Source organism: Fusobacterium mortiferum ATCC 9817 (genome assembly GCF_000158195.2).
Classification (GTDB): domain Bacteria; phylum Fusobacteriota; class Fusobacteriia; order Fusobacteriales; family Fusobacteriaceae; genus Fusobacterium_A; species Fusobacterium_A mortiferum.
In genome coordinates this window covers 70,165-90,804 of record NZ_GL987988.1, presented here as the reverse complement: position 1 = coordinate 90,804, position 20,640 = coordinate 70,165, and the positions used below count along the sequence as shown (strand labels likewise).

Sequence of the window (20,640 nt, the reverse complement as noted above, 5' to 3'; positions counted from 1 at the left end):
AGTATGAAAAACAGATTAGATTTACCAAAAATATTAGAAAGTTTTAAAAATATAAAGATAGGAGTGGTTGGAGACTTAATGTTAGATGACTATATTATTGGTGTAGTTGATAGAATATCTCCAGAGGCTCCTGTTCCTGTTGTAAATGTAAAAGAGGAAAGATTTGTATTAGGAGGAGCTGCTAACGTTGTCAATAACCTTTCTGTTCTTGGTGCCCAAACTATATGTTTTGGTGTAATTGGTGCTGATGACAATGGAGATAGATTACTTAGAACTTTCAATGAAAAAGGAATAGATAGTACAGGAATTATTAGAACTAAAGATATACCTACTATTGTAAAAAGAAGAATATTAGCTGGAAACCAACAACTACTTAGAATAGATTGGGAAAAAGCTGAGCCTATTTCTAAAGAATTAGAAGATTTACTATTAGAAAATTTCAATTCTAAAATTGATTCACTAGATGCAATTATCCTTTCTGACTATGATAAGGGAGTACTTACTCCAAGAGTAGCTAAGGAGATTGTAAAAATTTGTAGAGAAAAAAATAAAATAGTTACTGTTGACCCTAAACCTAAAAATGCAATGAACTATATAGGAGCTACATCTATGACACCAAATAGAAAAGAGGCTATGGAGTGTTTAGGTAAAAGTAAAGTTACAGACTTTGAATCTTTAGGAAAAGAGTTAAAAGAAAAATTACAACTAGATAACCTTCTACTTACTAGAAGCGAAGAGGGAATGAGTTTATTCCTAGATAAGGTTATAAATATTCCTACCTTTGCTAAAGAAGTATATGATGTAACAGGGGCTGGAGATACAGTAATATCTGTATTTACTCTTGCTAGTGCTGCTGGGGTAGATTGGCACGAATCTGCTAAGATAGCTAATACAGCTGCTGGAGTAGTAGTAGGTAAGATGGGAACATCAACTGTAACTAAAGAGGAAATCTTAGAGTTCTATAACCAAATTTATGAGAGATGGGAGTGTCATAATGCTTAGAATAGGAAATGGATATGATGTACATAAGCTTGTAGAAGGAAGAACATTAATATTAGGAGGTGTGGAGATACCTCATACTAAAGGTGTTCTCGGACACTCTGATGGAGATGTTTTAATCCATGCCATTATGGATGCTATGCTTGGAGCTTTAGCTCTAGGGGATATCGGACAACATTTTCCTGATACTGATATGAAATACGAAAATATAGATAGTACAATTCTGTTAACTAGGGTAAAAGAATTGATAGCTGAAAGAGGATATAGAGTTATTAATTTGGATTCAATAATAGTTTTACAAAAGCCAAAAGTAAAACCATATATTGAAGCAATGAGAAAAAGAGTAGCTGAAATATTAGAAATAGATATAGAGCAGGTAAGTGTAAAAGCTACTACTGAAGAAAAACTTGGATTTACTGGAGATGAATCTGGAGTAAAATCTTACTGTGTTGTTTTATTAGAAAAATAATTTAAAATTTTTCACTTTGACATACTGAGGTCATAAATCAAAGTTATACTTAAACTATAAAAGAAACAGATAATTTTTAGGAGGTATAACTTATGAAAAAATTAATAATTTTAACTGGTATAATAACAATATTAGCAGGAACAACTGTATTGGCAAATAACTTTGATAACACTCAGCCTATGAGAAGAAATCAAACTTCAGCAACTTATTTTCATCATATGAGAGATGGAGAAAGATTCCACTCTAGATGTTGTAACTTTGATGGTAAAGGAAGATATCAAGTACAAGATAAAAAATTTGAAGCTAATCAATTAGATATTGCTGAAAAAAGAATAGCTCTAAGAAGAGAAATGTTAAAGGATACTCCTGATTGGAATAAAGTAGAACAATTAAATAAAGAGATTGGAGCTATCAGAGCTGAAAACAGAACTATTATGATGAAAGAAAGAGCAGTAAATAGAAATAGTTAATTTGAAAAAGGGGTATTGCAATTTATATGCAATATCCCCTTTATTTTAATTATACCGAAATATCTCTCGCTCCATTTTCTATATCTTTTAAGAATCCTTTTATTTTATTTTTAAAATTCTCATCAGGCATTTTTTCAAGGGCTTCTAGTATAGCCTTACTTCCTAACTCTCTTAAATTTTCATCAGCATAATCTAGTAAAAACTCTTTTAATGTCATAAGGGCATTAGCCTCACACATTACATTTATTTTTCCACTCTTAGCTATCTCCATAAATCTATCTCCAGTTCTTCCTGAACGATAACAAGCTGTACAATAGCTTGGAATATATCCACTATTTATTAAACTTGCTAACATCTCCATTGGAGAACGATGGTCTCCCACTTCAAATTGAGCAGTATTTTCATTTGCCTCAGAGTATCCACCTACACCTGTACAAGAACCTGTACTTACTTGAGATATTCCCAATTCAATAACTTTATCTCTAAATCCTGCTTCCTCTCTTGTAGATAAAATCATTCCTGTATATGGTACAGCAAGTCTTAATACAGCTACTAATCTTTTAAACTCTTCATCATTTACTAGATGTGGATATTGAGCTAAAGTCACATTACTAGCCTCTCTTAATCTTGGCACTGATATTGTATGAGGTCCTACACCTGTAACTCTTTCTAACTCATTAGCGTAAAGTATCATAGCTACTGTTTCATATTTATGTTCATATAATCCATATAGTACTCCTATACCAACATCATCTATTCCAGCTTCTCTAGCTCTAAACATAGCTGTTGTATGATAATAATAATCTTTTTTAGGTCCAGCTAAATGTAATTTTTCATAAGTAGGTTTGTGGAAAGACTCTTGGAAAAGAGTATAAGTTCCTATCTCAGCTTCTTTTAATTTTTTATAATTTTCAACAGTTGTAGCTGCTATATTGATGTTTATTCTTCTTATATTTCCATTCTCAAATTTTATAGAGTATATATCCTTAATACATTGTAAAATATAGTCTAAAGAACAATTGATTGGATCCTCTCCAGCCTCTAAAACTATTCTCTTATGTCCTAATTTTTCAAGAGCTTTTACCTCATTTACTAATTCTTCTCTAGTTAATTTTTTTCTGTTTAAATCTTCATTACAATGTTGATATCCACAATAGACACAATTATTTACACAATAGTTACTTACATAAAGTGGAGCAAACATTACTATTCTTTTTCCATAAATTTTTTCTTTTACTTGTTTAGCTACTTTAAACATCTTATCTAATAACTCTTTATCTTCTATATTTAAAAGAATAGCTGCTTCCTCTGGAGTTATTCCCTCAGCTAAACTGGCTTTTTTAATTATTCTTTCTACTTCATCTTTATTTTTAGCTTTTTCCTTGGCAGATTCTAATATATTGTTAATTCTGTCTTCAGATAAAAAACTAATATCATATTTTTCCTCTCTCATATTCTCCTCCAACTAAAATTGACTTTTAAAGTAAATAATTCTTATTATATCATAATCTATATACAAAAGTCATATTTTTTTATTTGGTAAAAAAAATTAACTTTTTTCTTATTTTTTTTATAATTTTTATTTTGATATTATTCTCTCAATACTATTAAAATAAGGTTTTTATAAATTTTTTTATTTTTCTTACTTGGTAAAATTTTTAAAATAATGTTTGACTTTTATTTTTTTATGTTTTATAAATAAATTAATATTTCTTAATAAATACAAAAAGTAGGAGGTTAAACGATGGAATCTAATACTAATTGGTTAGTTAATCCTGAAATATTTCAATTTAACAAACTTGAACCACATTCAGACCATTTGTTTTTTGAAACATTAGAGGCTGCTGAAAAACTTGAGGAAATTGAACTAAAACAATCTTTAAATGGAGAATGGAAATTTTTATTAGCAAAAAATCCAACAGAAAGAGAGAAAGATTTTTATAAAGAAAATTTTTCAGCTTCAAATTTTAAAACAATAACTGTTCCTGGACATATTCAAATGCAAAATTTTGATAAGTTACAATATATTAATACTTTATATCCTTGGGATGGTAAAGAAAGATTGAGACCTCCTTTTATCTCAATGGAAGATAATCCAGTAGGAAGTTATATAAAAGAATTTGAATTAGATAGTAGATTCTTTAATAAAGATATATTTATCTCTTTTCAAGGAGTAGAAACAGCTTTTTTCCTTTGGATAAATGGAGAATTTGTAGGTTATAGTGAAGATTCATTTACTCCTGCAGAATTTGAAATAACAAAATTTTTAAAAGAGGGAAAAAATAAAGTAGCTGTTGAAGTCTATAAAAGAAGTAGTGCTAGTTGGATAGAAGACCAAGATTTCTGGAGATTCTCTGGAATTTTTAGAGAGGTTTTCATCTATGCTACACCAAAATTACATATAAAAGATTTATTTGTAAAAACAGAACTAAAAAATAACTATAAGGATGCAGAATTAAAATTAATTTGTTCACTTAACTCTAAAGATCCTAAAGGAAAAATCTGGGCAAAAGTAATTTCCCAAGAAAAAATTGAAATCTTACAAACTGAAAAAATACAACTACAAAATGAATTAGAAATAAGATTTTCTTTAAATAATATAAAATTATGGAGTGCTGAAGAACCAAATTTATATAAAGTTTTTCTTATATTAGAAGATGAAAATAATGAGATTATCGAAGTAATTCCACAAACAATAGGATTGAGAGAATTTAAACTTGAAAATGGTCTCATGTTGCTCAACGGAAAAAGAATAGTTTTTAAAGGAGTTAATCGTCATGAATTCAGCCATAAAAAAGGAAGAGCTATCTCAAAAGAAGAGATGTTATGGGATATTAAATTTATGAAAACACATAATATAAATGCTGTGAGAACATCTCATTATCCTAATCAAAGTTTATGGTATAAACTATGTGATAAATATGGAATATATTTAATTGATGAAACTAACTTAGAAAGTCATGGTTCATGGCAAAAAATGGGAACATGTGAGCCTTCTTGGAATGTTCCTGGAAATAAACCAGAATGGAAAGAATGTGTTTTAGCTCGTGCTAAAGCAATGTTAGAAAGAGATAAAAATCATCCATCTATACTTATTTGGTCTTGTGGAAATGAATCTTATGCGGAGGAAAATATTTTTAATATGACTAAATTTTTCCATGAAAGAGATAATTCAAGATTAGTTCACTATGAAGGATGTTTCTGGAATAGAGAATTTGATAAAATATCTGATATGGAAAGTAGAATGTATGCTAAAGCTAAAGATATTATTACTTATTTAGAAAGTAATCCTGATAAACCATATATTAGTTGCGAATATATGCATGCTATGGGAAACTCATGTGGTGGATTAATGAAATATACTGAGCTTGAAGAAAAGTATGAAAAATATCAAGGTGGATTTATTTGGGACTATATCGACCAAGCTATTGAAGTAGAAAAAGATGGAAAGAAAGTTCTACTATATGGTGGAGACTTTATGGATAGACCAACAGACTACAACTTCTGTGGTAATGGAATAGTATTTGCTGATAGAACCATCACTCCAAAAGCTCTAGAAGTAAAATATCTATATCAAAATGTTAAAATCTCTCCTAATGAAACAGGATGCTTAATAAAAAATAGAAATTTATTTGAAAATTTATCTAACTATGAATTTATTTATACTATTGAAAAAGAGGAAAAAGTTCTTCAAGAGGGAAGATTTGAAGTTATTTGTAATCCAAATGAAGATATACAAATTGAAATCCCTTGGTTTAAAAATATTACTGGAGTATACAGTAAAAATATAAGAATGATTTTAAAAGAAGACCAGTTATGGGCAAAAAAAGGATTTGAAGTAGCTTATGGACAAGAAATAAAAGTAGAAAAAGAAAATCAAACTCATTCAGAGTATGATTTTAAAGTAGTTGAAGGAGATGGAAATATAGGTGTTTTCATCAATGATACTGAAGTTCTTTTTGCTAAAGATAAAGGATTAGTATCTCTAGTTTATCAAAAAAATGAAATGCTTATAGAAAGACCTCAACCTGTTTTTTGGAGAGCAGCTACTGATAATGATAAAGGATACGCTCACCCACAAATGTGCTCTATATGGTTAGGAGCTTCTATCTATCAAAATGTAAAACTATTAAATTGGGAAGCAAATGAAAATTTCTTTAAAATAGATTATATTCACCAAGTATTAACAATCCCTAATTTAGAAATAAAAGTAAGTTACTTAGTAGATAAAAGTGAAAGAATAAAAGTTACATTGGAATATACAGGTATTGAAAATCTTCCTGAACTTCCAACTCTAGCTATGAGATTTAAAATTCCTAATAACTTAAATCAATTTAAATATTATGGAAAAGGACCTCATGAAAACTATATTGATCGTAATGAAGGAGCTAGATTAGGAGTATATATAGATTTTGTAAAAAATAATGTCACTCCTTATCTTGTACCACAAGAATGTGGAAATAGAACTAATACTATTTGGGGAGAAGTTTTTGAAAATGCTACAAATAAAATTAAATTTATAGCAGAAGAGAATAAAAGCTTTGAATTCCAAGTATTGCCACATAGTTTTTTAGAATTAGAGGAAGCTAAGCACCAATATGAACTTGGTAATTACAATTATACATATATTACAATAGCTATGAAACAAATGGGAATAGGTGGAGATGATAGTTGGGGAGCTCCTGTTCTTGAAGAATATTGTATCCCTAGTAATAAAGATTATAAATTTTCATTCTACATTACAAAATAATTATATTTTAAAGGAGAAATAACTATGTCTGATAAAATAAGTTTAAAAGAAAGATATTCATTTGGCTTAGGAGCACTGGGAAAAGATTTAGTTTATGGAATAACAGCAACATTTGCTATGGTATACTTTACTGATGTTTTAGGTGTAAAAGCCAGTTTTATAGGAATTGTATTTTTTATAGCTAGGTTTTGGGATGCTATCAATGACTTAATGTGTGGAGTTATTGTAGATAATACAAAAAATAAATTTGGAAAATTTCGTACTTGGTTAGTTATTGGTACTCTATCTAATGCAGTAGTCCTTGCATTAATGTTTACTGATTTTGGTTTTTCTGGAACAGCTCTTTATACATATGTTGCTGTTTCATATGTACTTTGGGGAATGACTTATACTCTTATGGATATTCCTTATTGGGCAATGCTTCCTAACTTTTCTCAAGATAAAGAAGAGAGAGAAAAAATCTCTGTACTTCCTAGAATATTTGCTTCTATCGGAAATACATTAATTATAGGAGGATTTGGATTACAAATCATAAATTTTCTTGGAAATGGAAACACTGGAAAAGGATATTCAAATTTCGCTTATTTAATTTCTATTGTTTTTATTATAACTATTGGAATTACTGTTTTATATGTAAAAACACCAGATAAGATTGCTAATCAGTCTACCCCTGAAAATAAAGAAAAAATAACTTTTAAGCAAATGAAGGAAATTATTTTAAATAATGATCAATTACTTGCTGCAATTGGAATAATACTATCATATAATGGTTCTATGCAATTAGTTTATACTACAGCTATCTATTATTTCATTTATGTATGTGGTAAAGAGCAAATGTTTGCTGTTTTTATGGGATTTGCTTCTATTGCTGAAATATTAGGATTATTTATTTTTCCTAAAATAGGTAAGCTATTTGAAAGAAAAAAAATCTATGTTATTGCTGGTACTATCCAAATTTTAGGAATGATTACTCTATTTCTAACTGGTATCTTTTATCCACAAAATATAGCTATGACAGCTCTTGCTGGAATTCTAATTAAATTTGGTGCTGGAATGCAATCAGGTATAGCTACTGTAATTTTAGCTGATGTAGTAGATTATGGAGAATATAAATTGAAAAAACGTAGCGAATCTATAATATTTTCCTTACAAACACTACTTGTTAAATTTATGTCAGCTTTCTCAGCTTTATTAGTAGGATTTATCTTAGATTTAACTGGTTATATTCCTAATCAAATTCAAGGACCAGATACAATAATTACTTTACGTTTATTAGTTTCTATTTTCCCGATTTTCTTTATAATTTTAGGTTATATAGTTTATAAAAGAAAATATATCTTAACACAAGAATATATGGATAAAATACACTTATCTTTAATAAAAAAATAATCTAAAAAGTTGAGTAGTATTGAAAAATACTTTACTCAACTTTTTTATTAACCTTTTAGTGCTTTTATACTATTTTTTTCACTTATTATAGAACTACATAATATTTTTATTGGAGAAAAATTTTTAATTTGATTTTGTTTTACTACTAAGTCTATAGCTAGTTGTGCCATATAATCACAATTTATATCTACACTCGATAATGCTGGAGATACTAAAGAAGAATAAATTGTATTGTTATAACTTAAAATACTTACATCTTTTGGAATATTTAATCCAAACTCTCTTAAAACTTTTACCACTCCAATAGCTACACTTTCATTTACCGTAAAAATTGCTGTTGGCAAGGAACCGCCTTTCAATAAATATTCTCTCAACATCTGTTCTGCACTTTCTGAAGATCTTTCACACTCTAATAATAGAGAATCCAAATACATTTTTTTCTCTTTCATATATTTTATAAAAGATTCTCTTCTCACTTCTAAAGCTAAATTTGTGAAAAAATTAGGTGCATATGTAGGTCCAATAAAATATATCTTCCTATGTCCTTTTTCAAATAGGTAATCCAATCCATTTTTTACCCCTAATTCTAAATCAGGAGCAATACTTGAATATTCTCCATTTGGGTAAGCAGTATCTAAAAAAACTATATTTTTACTCAATTTTTCCATAGCTTTTACTTCTAATTTTGAAAACCTTCCTATAGCTATTAATCCATTTACCTTCAATTTAGAAATATCATTATTTACATATTTTTGTCTTTTTAAATCAAAAGTTAAACTCAAAGATTTTATTGTATTTTTTCTACAAACCTTTTCTAAAAACTCTTTCAAGTAAATATAATATGGGTCTTTTATAACTTCATTTGTACTAGACATCTCTATTATTCCAACAACCATACTTAAAGAATTCTTTTTCTTATATCTTTCCTTCTTCTTTTCATTTAATGTTTTATATCCTGTGGCTTCTGCTACTGTTTTTATTATATTTTTAGTATTTTGACTAGTTCTTAATGTTTTATCATTATTTAAAATTCTTGAAACTGTAGTTATTGAAAAACCAGTAATCTCTGCAATATCCTTTAAACGAACCATATTTTCTCCTAATAATCATTCTATATTTCTATTTATTTCTAAAAGAAACAGCTTCCATAAGATGTTCTCTCTCTATATTTTCACTTCCTGCTAAATCAGCTATAGTCCTAGCTACTTTTAAAATTTTATCATAACCTCTAGCTGAAATCTCCATAACTTGAATTACTTTTTTAAAGTACTCTCTATTTTCCTGTGATAACTTACAATATTTTTGAATCTGTTTTTGAGAGATAGTACCATTATATATTCCCTCTCCATATCTTTTTTTCTGAATCTTTCTAGCTTTTAAAACTCTCTCTTTAATTTCTTTTGAGCTTTCTCCAGACTTATAGGTCATAAGTTCTTCCTCAGTAAGTCTTCTCATCTCTACGTGCAAATCTATTCTATCCATAATTGGTCCTGAGATTTTCTTCATATATTTATTTATCTCTGTTTGAGTACAGTTACACTTTCCATTGTCATCTAATAAAAATCCACAAGGACACGGGTTACTAGCTCCAATAAAAATGAAGTCTGTTTTAAATTCAACCCTATATTGAGCTCTAGAAATAGAAACTACTCCATCTTCTAATGGTTGCCTCAAACTCTCTAACACACTTCTTGGAAACTCTGCTAACTCATCTAAAAAAAGTACTCCTCCTGAAGCAAGACTTACCTCTCCTGGAACTACCTTTTTCCCTCCACCTATTATAGCTACAGGTGTACTTGTATGATGTGGAGCTCTAAAAGGAGGAGTATCTATTATAGGCTTATTCTCTGAAAGTTCTCCTGCTATACTATATATTTTAGTACTCTCTATTACCTCTTTCTCATTGAGTGGTGGTAAAATTGTAGTAATTCTTTTGCAGAGCATAGTTTTTCCTGAACCGGGACTTCCTATCATAATTACATTGTGCTTTCCTGCTGCTGCTATTTCCAAGGCTCTTTTTGCCATGCTCTGTCCTTTTACATCAGAAAAATCTAACTCCTCTTTCTCTTCTGATACAACAATTTTTTCCTGTACACTTTTTACTATATTTTTAGAAATAAACTCCCCTACCTCTTGAAGATTTTTGACTGGTATAATATCTACTCCTCTTATCAATATTGCCTCTTGATAATTCTCCAATGGAAGAACTACTCCTTTATATCCTTTTTCCTTTGCAAATATTACACTATTGAGAGCTCCTCTCACTCTTTTTATCTCTCCTGTAAGAGAAAGTTCTCCTAAAAATAGATAGTTATCTAAAATACTATATCTATCTTTTAAAAATCCCATAGCCATCATTATTCCCACAGCAATAGGTAAATCAAAATGAGCACCCTCTTTTTTTATTCCAGCTGGAGATAGATTTACTATTATCTTTTTAGGTTCTAATTTAAAACCACTATTTTTTAAAGCAGTTCTTATTCTATCCTTGCTCTCTGAAATAGCTGTATCCCCCAACCCTATTATAGAAAAATTAGGAAGTCCATTACTTATATCTACCTCTACATCAACTAAAAAAGACTCCACTCCAATATAACTAGAACTTAACACCCTCTTATTCATAGTCTTAACCCCCTTAGAGATTTTATCCGTTTATATAATTATACCATATTTATTCTAATAAGAGATTAGGATATATTTGAAATATATGGTAAAATATTAGTGAATTAAAAAAATGGAGGAGCCTATGAGTAAAGAAAAAATATCAAAATATTTATTGAGCAGTTGTAATAAAACTCTTAGACTAAAAATGGAAAACTATCTATTTGAAGAACAAGATATTGAGTTTTCAAAATCTGAATTAAATAAGATAAAATTCTATAACTACTTTCTTTTCTTAGAACTAGATATTTTTAATAAAAATAAGACTATGAAAAAAAGTGAAGATAGTACTATTATTAAAAGATTACTTACATTGGGATATAACTATTGTCCTGAAAAATTAATTTTAGACCTTTCAACTTGTAATTTTAATAATAGAATGACTATTTATAAAAATTTAGGAGTTTCTGATGAATTTTTAGCAAAAGATTTAGAGTATACCTTTAATAACTTTGAAGATGAAAGGATATTATTTTCAATGATTGAAGATATCAATAAAAAATTCCCTAAATTTGTAGACTACTATCTTTCTTTAGAAGATACAGAAAAAAATAGATATATTGTTGGTAAAATTCTAGAGTTAAAGTGTTCTATTGATAATGAAAATATTATTTTACTTGAAAATTTTATTCTTAATTCTCTTTGTGAAATATATTCAAGTGAAAGAATTGAAAATATCTTAAACTACGATTTTAAAAATTATGAGTTAGCTAATTCAATAAAAGATATCTCTATTATAAATGATGATGAAAATTTAATATATTTCTTAAAAAATATCTATACTAATCTAAATATTGAGAGCAAAAATAAAAAAACTATTTTAGGAGTATTTGAAATCTTGACTTTTTCAGATTCACTTGACTTTTTAGAGCTAGAAAATCCAAAGGAATACTTTGATAAGGTAAATAACTCTACACTCCCTTTTATCTACAAACTTGTTTACTTATATAAAGGAAGTGAAGATTATAATATAACTTTCTATATCCAAAAATTTATTTTAGATAATTCTGAAAAATCTTTAGAAATTTTAGATAGAATGCTTAAACAAAATATTGAACTAGGAGCCTTTATATTAGGAACTCTTATTGACAATAAAATTATCTCTGAAGAGCTAAAAGCTAAATATATTGATAATTTTAAAAATAATGTAGCTTCTCTTATTAATATTTTAGAAGAAACAAAAGATAGAGAATTAGGAGTAGAACTTATCAATACCTTAGGATATATGTTGACTTATTCTAATGTAGAGGAATATATTGCTAAACTTTCTGACTCTTATGATGAAAATAGATGGGATATCAATGAATTTATAAATATGATAGCTCATTTTGAAAGATTAGAAAATAATGGAAAAAATCCTTGGAAAATTATTGCAGAAAAAACTTCAATTAGTAAAAAATTCTTAATTAGTGGTACTGCTGATTTTGTAAATATCTCTTCTGAAGAGCAATTTACTGAATTTTTAAAAGAAAATAAAGAGTATTTTTATGAGTTACTAGAGAAGAAAACATTTATAGACTATACTTTTGAGGAGATTTTAAATTTATCATATAGAAGTGATAAAAGTTTTGATGTAACTAAGCTTTTTCCATATCTTTCTATCTCAGATGAGATAATATTAGAAACTCTTTTTGAAATTCTGAAAGATAAAGAGAAAGAGTGTAGTGATGAAGTAGAAAAACTTACTAAAACAAAAAATAAAAAAATTCTAGCAAATATAAAAGCTCTAAAAAAAGTTTGGGAAAGTAATAAAGGAAAAAAGATTAAAACCTACTCTCAACTTGAAGACTATATTTTATCTATTTTTGATAACTATAAAAAAGATATACTTTACCCAAAATCAGAAGCTTATTTTAAAATAAGAGAAAAAGATAGTGAAACTTTTATTGATGAAAGAGTAATTAAGATGTATGTAGCTCTTTATATGTATAACAATGATTTAGAAGATATTGAACTTGGAAAAACTATTAGAAATTTTGTAAACCTAGAGGATTTAAATAAGTGTTTAGATACTCTTTTTGATACTTGGCTTCAAGATAATTCTCCAGTACATACTAGTTCTATTGTAAGAACATATCTTCTTACCGCTGATGACTATGGAATTGATAAAATACTTGATTTATTAGAAAAAGCTATTTTAAAATCAAAAACTCAATTAGCTAAAAATCTATTATCTATCTTCTTTTCTATTAAAAAACAAGAGCTTAATACTGAAATAAAATTTATAAAATCTAAAATACACCACACTGATTTGGGAGAGGTTCTAAGAAGAATAAGAGAAGAAGATGACTCTGATGTTACAAGTGAGATACTTGCTCCTAATATAGATTTTTCTATGGGATTTGATGCAAATGGAGAAAAGTTCTTCAACTATGGTAATAGAAAAATTAAATTAGTTCTTAATGAAAATTTTGATATTATTATGTATAATCAAGATGATAAAGAGGTAAGATCTCTTCCTAAGTACTCTAGTAAATTTGAAGATGATGAAAACAGAGTAGAATTCTATCAAAAAGAGATTAAAAGATTTAAAAAGAAAAAAGAAATATTACTATCTGAAATAAAAAAATATATGTTCTATCAAATGATAGGAAATAGAGTTTGGTCAATAGAAGAGTGGAATAAAGAGATAAATAGCTCTTATTTTATCAAAGGAATTTCAAAAAATATTTTATGGACAATAATTTCTGATAGTAAAGAGTATTATTGTAAATATGATGGAGAAAAATTTATAGATATTCATAGTAATAAAATTATTAACCAAATAGAAAATATCAAAATTTTCTACCAAGGAGAAACAGATATCGAAACAACTATATTTACTAAAAATATCACTCCATTTCTTCCACAACAGTTTAGTATAGTTAAGATTGAAGTTGCTAATTTAGATGATTATAAAGGATTACCTCTATCTCTAAAAAAAATAAATACAGTTATAAATAATTACTTTGCAGAGATATATTCTTCAATTCTTTATGGAGATAATTTTACTCTAATTGATAAGTTAACTCATACATACTTAGAAATTCCTTTTACTTTTTCAACTAAATCTCAAAATATTCAAGATATAAAAGTAAGTAAGATGTTTAAAGATGAGATTAGTCTTGAAGAAGTCAATCCAAGATTTTTAAATTTTATATATTTTATACTTAAAGAGATAACTACTCTTGATATGTAGAAAAAATTGTAATATAATCAAATTAAACAATACTAAAGGAGGAGTAATATGTTCTACAATGTGTTCTTTAAACTTAAAAATGAAAATGAAATAAAAAAAATCTTAAACTTTCCAACTAAGGAAGATGTTTTAGAAAAAATCTATTTACCTTTTAAAAACAATGGAAAATTTGAATTTGATGGAGCAACTATCAATAGAGAGGATTTAGAATTTTTTCAAGTAGTAGAAACTGGATTACAATCTCCAGAAGATTATGAAAATATAAAAAGATATTTAAAAGAAACTCAACAGCTTGGAGAAAAATTTTTAAATGAAAAATTCCCTAACTACTATGCAAAAGATATTACAGAGGAGTTATAATGAAAAATGTTTTAACTATAGCTGGTTCTGATAGTAGCGGTGGAGCTGGAATTCAAGCAGATATTAAAACTATGGGAGCTTTGGGGGTACATGGTATGAGTGTTATCACAGCTGTTACTGCTCAAAACTCCCTTGGAGTACAAAAATCTTTCCCACTTACTCCTGAAATTATTGGAGAACAACTAGAATCCCTTTTTTCTGATATAGAGATTGATGGAGTAAAGATAGGTATGGTTTCAGATATAGAGATAATTAAAATTATTAGAGAAAAACTTTTAAAGTATTCTGCTAAAAATATTGTAATTGACACTGTTATGGTTTCTAAAAATGGTTATCATCTTCTTAAACCTGAAGCAATAGAGGAGCTAAAATCTCTTATCTCTATCAGTACACTTGTTACTCCAAATATTCCAGAAGCTGAAATATTATCTGATATGAAAATAAAAACTCAAGAAGATGTAAAAAAAGCTTGCATCGAAATTGCAAAACTTGGGGTAAAAGCCGTATTAATAAAAGGTGGACATAGTGATGAGAATAGCTGTACTGATATCTTATACTTTGAAAAGAGTTTTTATTACTATACTACTCCTAGATTAGAAAATAAAAATACTCATGGAACAGGTTGTACTCTTTCATCGGCTATCACAACTTTTTTAGCTAAAGAAAAAAGTATTCCAATCAGTGTAGAGCTTGGAAAAAAATATATTACTAAAGCTATTGAAAATTCTTTTGACTTAGGTCATGGAATAGGCCCATTGGGACATTTTGTTGAGATTTATAAAAGATTAGGAATTAAATATTGGTAGTGTAAAAAATTTTGTGTAAATAAAAATTTAAAACCTCTCTTGATTATTAGTTAATTATGTCGCATAATTATATTAATATCAAGGAGGTTTTTTATGTCTATTTTACCTAAAGAAACTATTAGAGAAATTATTAAGTCTCAAAATTTTAAATCTGCTAATGATATCCATTCTTTTCTTAAAGATATCATAAAAGATTTCATTCAAGAATCTCTTGAAATTGAACTAGATTCTCAACTTGGCTATGAGAAAAATGATAAAAATTTCATTTCTGACAATTCTAGAAATGGTTATTCTAAAAAGAAAGTTAAATCTTCTTTAGGAGAAATTGAACTTGATATCCCATGTGATAGAAATGCTGAGTTTGAACCTCACATTGTACCTAAGTATTCGCGTGATATTTCTAACTTAGAAGAGAAAATTATTTCTATGTATGGACTTGGTATGGTTACTAGAGATATTAGCAAACATATCAATGAAATTTATGGAATTGATGTTTCTGCTGAAATGGTAAGCAAGATTACTGATAAATTAATTCCTAGCATTGAAAAATGGAAAACTAGAACCTTAGAAGATATTTATTATTTTGTATTTCTTGATGCTATTCACTTTTCTGTAAGAGAAGATAAATCAACAGTAAAGAAAGCAGCCTATGTTGTACTAGGAGTGGATCAGGAAGGAAAAAAAGATATATCGGGAATCTATATTGGAGCTAATGAAAGTTCAAAGTTTTGGCTAATGGTATTAAATGATTTAAAAAGCAGAGGAGTAAAAGATATATTAATAACTTGTGTAGATGGTTTAACAGGGTTTAAAGAAGCAATACAAGCAGTTTATCCTCAAACAGATATTCAAAGATGTATAGTTCATCAAATTAGATATACACTAACTTATGTAAGTTACAAAGATAAAAAAGAATTTAGAAAAGATTTAAAAACAATTTATACAGCGCCAAATGAAGAAGCGAGTTATTTAGCTTTACAAGAAGTGAAGGAAAAGTGGGAAAAGAAATATCCGTACTCATTGAGAAGTTGGGAGAATAACTGGAATGAGTTAAAAACATTTTTTAAATTTAGCCCAGAAGTAAAAAGAATAATGTACACAACAAATGTAATAGAAAATTTAAATAGAATTTTTAGAAAAGCAACAAAAACAAGAAATAGCTTTCCAACAGATATGGCGTTAATGAAGATATTATACTTATGTACAATGAATTTAACAGAAAAATGGAAATTAGAATATGCAAGAGACTGGTACTTAATTAGAGGACAATTGGCAATAGAATATGAAGAGAGACTGAAAAACATCTAAGTTCTTCAGTCTCTACTAACTAGGTTAATTTCTAATAATCAAGAGAGTAAATACACAAAATTAATTACACTCTCTTTATTTCTTTAGCTTTTTATTTGAAATTATTTAAATTGTAATATTTTTAAAAATAGCTGCTTTCTATATAAAATAAATAAAGATAATTTATAATATAATTAATTGAAAATTCTTGAATTATTGGAGATTCAAATTCTTTATAATTTAAACTAGAAACTAGTAAAGTAATTTCATTATTATAATTAGAATCTTGTTTTGAAGATATATATATTGTTTTTATTTGTTTTTTTCTTAATATTCTTTTAATCCTATTAATTTGAAAATTATTATTTGAAAAGCTTATAATAACAACTAAATCATCTGGTTTTATTTGAGTAATTATATTATTTTGCGAAGAAATTGTCAAAGGACATATTGTATTTTTTCCTAATCTCATAAATTTTTCACTTATATTTTGAGCAAGAATATTTGAAAAAGATGTTCCAAAGAAAAAAATCTTTTTAGCTTCTTTAATCCAAAATATTGCGTTTTTAATTTTTTCTATATCATTGGCTTGGCTAGTTTCCTTCATTGCTTTAAATAAGTCAGTTATATAAGATTCATTTAATGTTCTTTGGTTTGTAGGTTTTACAATTTCTTTTTCCTCTAAAAAATTGTTGTATATTCTACATTCTTCTTTTAATGTTTTAAAATCACTACCATTAATTCTTTTACAAAATCTAGAAATAGTAGATGTTGATGTATTACATCTTTGAGCTAGTTCTTTTATAGAAAGGTCTGGAATAATTTTATGATTATCCAAAATAAAATTAGCTATAATTACTTCTATTTTAGGAAAAAGTTCATTATTATCTCGACATTTTTTTAAATTTGAAAAAAAAGAATACATATAAATCTCCTAGTTATTCATGTTTTAAAAATTCTCTCATCTCTATCTTTAATAAATTTGCCCTATTTCCATAAATAATTTGAATTCCATTTTCAACTAAAACAGCTCCACTAGCACCTAAAGATTTTTCAAAAATTTTCAAGTCATTAACTTTTGAATTATCTTCTAAAGTTAATCTAAGTCTTGTAAAACAAGCATCTACCTTTTTGATATTCTCTTCTCCGCCAACTGCTTCTATTATTTCTTTTAGTAATTTGGTTGAAATATTTTTATTTACACTAACCTCTTCAAAATTTTCTTCATTACCAGTTTCAAAATTTTCTTCTCTTCCTGGAGTTTTTAAATTTCTTTTTTCTATATATATTTTAAAAGTAAAATAATATAATATAAAATATATAGGTCCTACTATTAAAAGATAATACCAATGAGATCCTTTATCTGAGTTTAGTATACCATTAAATATAAATGAAAGTAAAGGTCCTCCAAAACTAGATGGCCCTGGAATATTTATTTCTAAAATATAAGTTAAAATATATGCTATTCCAGCATAAAAAGAGTGAATTATAAATAACATTGGAGCTATAAATAAGAATGAAAATTCTAATGGTTCTGTAATTCCCATTAAAGCACATGGTAACACTGCTGCTGTCATTAAAGCAGCTACTTTCTTTTTATTTTTTGGTAATGATGTTTTATAAATAGCTAATGCAGCTCCAGGTAAACCAAACATAGCAAATAAAACTTTTCCATTCATTACGAATCTTGTAATATTTATATCAAATTTAGCTGTTGGTGAACTTAACATTGCATTATATATATTTACTGCACCTTCTACCATAACTCCATCTATATTTAAATATCCTCCTAATTGAGTAAAAAAGAATGGAAGATAAATAAAATGGTGTAATCCAAATGGAAGAAGTAATCTTTCAGATAATCCATATATAAAAGCTCCACTAGCACCTATTGAATTAATTATATCAGAAGATTTAATTAACAAATGTTGAATAGGTGGAAAAATAAAAGCTAAAATAATTCCTAAAATACTTGAAAAAATAATTGAAAGTGCTGGTATTGATCTAGTTCCATTAAAGATAGATAATATTGCTGGTAACTGTATTTTATAGAATTTATTATGGATATGTGCTATTAAGAATCCAACTAAAATTCCACCAAAAACACCTGTATCTAAAGTTAATACTCCTAATATTTGTTTTTGACCTATTAATAAATTTTTAGGATCTAAATTTCCTGTATAAATAAGGAAATTTCCTAATATTGTATTCATTGTCATATATCCTAAAAAACCACTAAGAGCTGCTGTTGCCTTTTCACTTTTTACAAAACCATAAGCTATACAAATTGCAAATATTACTGGAATATTATTATTTACCACATTTCCTGCATCTTTTAAAATATTAAAAAATATAGTTAAATTTTTTAAAAAAGGAAATAATTCTAATATTTTTGGATTTGTAAAACCACTTCCAATTCCAACTAAAATTCCTGCTATTGGTAATATTAAAACAGGAGCCATTAATACTTTTCCCAATTTTTGAAATTCACTAAATAATCTATTTTTATCCATTTTTCCCCCTAAATTAATAAGATTTTTTTTCTAATCTTGGCCAATATTCTCCATTAGCTTCAATAAAGTCATCTAAAATAGCTTTAGCAATATTTGTTGATGGAATTGTTTTATTTATTGCTATTGCTTGAAGAGCTTTATCATAAGAATTCTCAAAATATGCATCTACAGCTAATTTTTCTGAAGCAGCTTGATTTTCTATTAAACCTTTATAAAAAGTTGAAATAGGCTTTCTTGAAATTGCTTCAGGTCCCCAGCTTCTTAAGTAAGCAGGAACTTCTACCATTACATCTGATGGTAAATTAGGTATTGCTCCATTATTTTCTACAATAACTAAATATCTATACCCTTTGTTATAAGCAATAGAAGCTGCTGCATCTACTATAAAATCTCCAAAAACAGTAAATTCTTGTATTGGGCTTTTATATTCAGATGGATTTGCTAAATATTTTTGATATTCTTCTATCATCTCTTTCTCTCTACCATTGATCACCATATCAGCTCTTGTATAACTAGGGTCCATTTTTTTTACAACATCAGATGAATATAAATAATATTGTAAATAACTATTTGGTAAATATTCAGGATAATCCTTTATTATTTCAGCATATTGTTTCCAAGTTTTTTGCCAATCCTTGTCTTTATGATGTTTATCACTACATGCTGTCATTCCATTTTCTAAAATTAATTTTCTTAATTCTGGTAATCTATCCTTTCCTGTTTTATCATATAATGCTGTAAACCAACCAAAGTGATTAAGTCCAAAATATTCAGGGTCTAATTCTGTCCAATCTTTTAGCCCTAGCATTTTACTATATGATAATAAAATTGCAACTGGCATATCGCAGATATTTAAAATTCTTTCATTTCCAAATTCTCTTCTTGTTGCTTCTGCTACTACAGCAGCTGGATTTGAATAATTTAAAATCCAACAATTAGGTGAATATTTTTTTGCTTGTCTTATAATTTCTATAACAGCTGGAATTGATCTAATTCCATAAGAAATTGATCCTCCTGGCCCACAAGTTTCTTGTCCTACAACACCATATTTTAATGGAATTTTTTCATCACAGCTTCTCATCTTTAGACCACCTTGTCTTATTTGAGCAAAGACAAAATCAACATCAGTAAAAGCTTCTTTATAATCAGAGGTACTTATTACTTCTAAATTTTCATATGCTTCTTCTATAAACTGAGTCATAATCGATTTTACCATATTCATTCTCTCTTCATCGATATCAAAAAGAATCAATTTTTTTAATGGAAACTCTTCTTTTTTTTGTAATAAACTTTGGATTATTCCAGGAGTATGAGTACTTCCTGCTCCTACAATTACAACTGTATTTTTTTTCATTTTTTCCTCCTACTATTTTTTATTTTTTTATATTTTTATAATAGCATAAAAAAAATTTACACGTCTAAAATTTTCATTTTTTGAAAATTTTATTTTTATATGACCGTTTAATAAACTGAAATTCTTTATTTATAATAAAAAAAGCTGAGTAGCATTAAAAAAATGCTTTACTCAGCTCTCTTTTTTTGTATAATATAGTCGCCAAATAAAATATACAAAAGGAGATATACATGCTTTTAAAACACATATTCTCCGATATTAATATATCAAATCTTTTAACTCATGTCAAAAAATATTTTTACTATAATCATTTTCTTTACATTGAAGAGACTATTCAAAAATTTCTTGCTTGTTCAATTGATAAAGCTTTCATTGTTTATCAATGCCCTCTGTGCGGTAGCGCT

The 20,640-nt window shown here is 27.2% G+C and carries 15 protein-coding genes; 9 read left to right on the top strand and 6 right to left on the bottom strand.

Going from position 1 to position 20,640, the window contains the following annotated elements; genetic code table 11:
• Positions 1–3: 3 nt before the first annotated feature.
• The 3 genes from rfaE1 (at position 4) to FMAG_RS01395 (ending at position 1,938) form a co-directional block, all read left to right on the top strand.
• Entirely contained in the window at positions 4–1,002 is a 999-nt protein-coding gene (gene rfaE1, locus FMAG_RS01405) for a D-glycero-beta-D-manno-heptose-7-phosphate kinase (RefSeq protein WP_005883356.1), read from the top strand.
• Positions 995–1,468 (top strand): 2-C-methyl-D-erythritol 2,4-cyclodiphosphate synthase, encoded by a 474-nt coding sequence (gene ispF / locus FMAG_RS01400; protein WP_005883355.1) that lies wholly within the window; start codon positions 995–997, stop codon positions 1,466–1,468. Before rfaE1 ends, ispF begins: the two co-directional genes overlap by 8 nt.
• 92 nt (positions 1,469–1,560) lie before the next feature.
• Positions 1,561–1,938, top strand: coding sequence for a hypothetical protein (locus FMAG_RS01395; protein WP_005883354.1), 378 nt, complete (start codon positions 1,561–1,563; stop codon positions 1,936–1,938).
• A 49-nt stretch (positions 1,939–1,987) separates the two neighbouring features.
• On the opposite strand, the gene hydG is transcribed toward FMAG_RS01395, so the two are convergent.
• A complete protein-coding gene (gene hydG / locus FMAG_RS01390) occupies positions 1,988–3,391 on the bottom strand; it encodes a [FeFe] hydrogenase H-cluster radical SAM maturase HydG (protein WP_005883353.1) in 1,404 nt (467 codons plus the stop codon).
• Positions 3,392–3,682: 291 nt separating this feature from the next.
• Between hydG and FMAG_RS01385 the strand changes: the two genes are divergently transcribed.
• Both FMAG_RS01385 and melB read left to right on the top strand, forming a co-directional pair.
• Positions 3,683–6,688: a glycoside hydrolase family 2 TIM barrel-domain containing protein gene (locus FMAG_RS01385; RefSeq protein WP_005883352.1), complete on the top strand. Its 3,006-nt coding sequence runs from the start codon at positions 3,683–3,685 to the stop codon at positions 6,686–6,688.
• A gap of 24 nt (positions 6,689–6,712) precedes the next feature.
• Positions 6,713–8,077, top strand: coding sequence for a melibiose:sodium transporter MelB (melB, locus tag FMAG_RS01380; protein WP_005883351.1), 1,365 nt, complete (start codon positions 6,713–6,715; stop codon positions 8,075–8,077).
• Positions 8,078–8,124: 47 nt separating this feature from the next.
• On the opposite strand, the gene FMAG_RS01375 is transcribed toward melB, so the two are convergent.
• The gene (locus FMAG_RS01375; RefSeq protein ID WP_005883350.1) at positions 8,125–9,168 is read right to left on the bottom strand and encodes a LacI family DNA-binding transcriptional regulator; all 1,044 of its coding nucleotides are present in this window, start codon (positions 9,166–9,168) and stop codon (positions 8,125–8,127) included.
• A 28-nt stretch (positions 9,169–9,196) separates the two neighbouring features.
• On the bottom strand, positions 9,197–10,699 hold the full coding sequence (locus FMAG_RS01370; protein WP_005883349.1) for a YifB family Mg chelatase-like AAA ATPase: 1,503 nt from the start codon (positions 10,697–10,699) through the stop codon (positions 9,197–9,199).
• A gap of 124 nt (positions 10,700–10,823) precedes the next feature.
• On the opposite strand from FMAG_RS01370, the gene FMAG_RS01365 reads away from it, so the two are divergent.
• From FMAG_RS01365 to FMAG_RS01350, 4 genes are all read left to right on the top strand, one after another.
• Complete coding sequence (locus FMAG_RS01365; protein WP_005883348.1) at positions 10,824–13,916, top strand: hypothetical protein; 3,093 nt, start codon at positions 10,824–10,826, stop codon at positions 13,914–13,916.
• A 48-nt stretch (positions 13,917–13,964) separates the two neighbouring features.
• Complete coding sequence (locus tag FMAG_RS01360; protein ID WP_005883346.1) at positions 13,965–14,276, top strand: hypothetical protein; 312 nt, start codon at positions 13,965–13,967, stop codon at positions 14,274–14,276.
• Positions 14,276–15,082, top strand: a complete 807-nt coding sequence (gene thiD, locus FMAG_RS01355) for a bifunctional hydroxymethylpyrimidine kinase/phosphomethylpyrimidine kinase (RefSeq protein WP_005883344.1) — start codon at positions 14,276–14,278, stop codon at positions 15,080–15,082. The genes FMAG_RS01360 and thiD overlap by 1 nt, the downstream gene beginning before the upstream one ends.
• 93 nt (positions 15,083–15,175) lie before the next feature.
• A complete protein-coding gene (locus FMAG_RS01350) occupies positions 15,176–16,390 on the top strand; it encodes an IS256 family transposase (protein ID WP_005883342.1) in 1,215 nt (404 codons plus the stop codon).
• Positions 16,391–16,511: 121 nt separating this feature from the next.
• Here FMAG_RS01350 and FMAG_RS01345 read toward each other — a convergent pair whose 3' ends face one another.
• Genes FMAG_RS01345 through FMAG_RS01335 form a run of 3 tightly spaced genes read right to left on the bottom strand, consistent with a single transcriptional unit; the run spans position 16,512 to position 20,236 of the window.
• Complete coding sequence (locus FMAG_RS01345; protein ID WP_005883340.1) at positions 16,512–17,294, bottom strand: MurR/RpiR family transcriptional regulator; 783 nt, start codon at positions 17,292–17,294, stop codon at positions 16,512–16,514.
• A gap of 13 nt (positions 17,295–17,307) precedes the next feature.
• Positions 17,308–18,882 (bottom strand): PTS transporter subunit EIIC, encoded by a 1,575-nt coding sequence (locus FMAG_RS01340; protein WP_005883338.1) that lies wholly within the window; start codon positions 18,880–18,882, stop codon positions 17,308–17,310.
• 13 nt (positions 18,883–18,895) lie between these two features.
• Positions 18,896–20,236: a family 4 glycosyl hydrolase gene (locus FMAG_RS01335; RefSeq protein ID WP_005883337.1), complete on the bottom strand. Its 1,341-nt coding sequence runs from the start codon at positions 20,234–20,236 to the stop codon at positions 18,896–18,898.
• Positions 20,237–20,640 lie beyond the last annotated feature (404 nt).

Coding starts and splice junctions, on each gene's coding strand:
- rfaE1 (WP_005883356.1), top strand. CDS start 4: ATGAAAAACAGATTAGATTTACCAAAAATATTAGAAAGTTTTAAAAAT.
- ispF (WP_005883355.1), top strand. CDS start 995: ATGCTTAGAATAGGAAATGGATATGATGTACATAAGCTTGTAGAAGGA.
- FMAG_RS01395 (WP_005883354.1), top strand. CDS start 1,561: ATGAAAAAATTAATAATTTTAACTGGTATAATAACAATATTAGCAGGA.
- hydG (WP_005883353.1), bottom strand. CDS start 3,391: ATGAGAGAGGAAAAATATGATATTAGTTTTTTATCTGAAGACAGAATT.
- FMAG_RS01385 (WP_005883352.1), top strand. CDS start 3,683: ATGGAATCTAATACTAATTGGTTAGTTAATCCTGAAATATTTCAATTT.
- melB (WP_005883351.1), top strand. CDS start 6,713: ATGTCTGATAAAATAAGTTTAAAAGAAAGATATTCATTTGGCTTAGGA.
- FMAG_RS01375 (WP_005883350.1), bottom strand. CDS start 9,168: ATGGTTCGTTTAAAGGATATTGCAGAGATTACTGGTTTTTCAATAACT.
- FMAG_RS01370 (WP_005883349.1), bottom strand. CDS start 10,699: ATGAATAAGAGGGTGTTAAGTTCTAGTTATATTGGAGTGGAGTCTTTT.
- FMAG_RS01365 (WP_005883348.1), top strand. CDS start 10,824: ATGAGTAAAGAAAAAATATCAAAATATTTATTGAGCAGTTGTAATAAA.
- FMAG_RS01360 (WP_005883346.1), top strand. CDS start 13,965: ATGTTCTACAATGTGTTCTTTAAACTTAAAAATGAAAATGAAATAAAA.
- thiD (WP_005883344.1), top strand. CDS start 14,276: ATGAAAAATGTTTTAACTATAGCTGGTTCTGATAGTAGCGGTGGAGCT.
- FMAG_RS01350 (WP_005883342.1), top strand. CDS start 15,176: ATGTCTATTTTACCTAAAGAAACTATTAGAGAAATTATTAAGTCTCAA.
- FMAG_RS01345 (WP_005883340.1), bottom strand. CDS start 17,294: ATGTATTCTTTTTTTTCAAATTTAAAAAAATGTCGAGATAATAATGAA.
- FMAG_RS01340 (WP_005883338.1), bottom strand. CDS start 18,882: ATGGATAAAAATAGATTATTTAGTGAATTTCAAAAATTGGGAAAAGTA.
- FMAG_RS01335 (WP_005883337.1), bottom strand. CDS start 20,236: ATGAAAAAAAATACAGTTGTAATTGTAGGAGCAGGAAGTACTCATACT.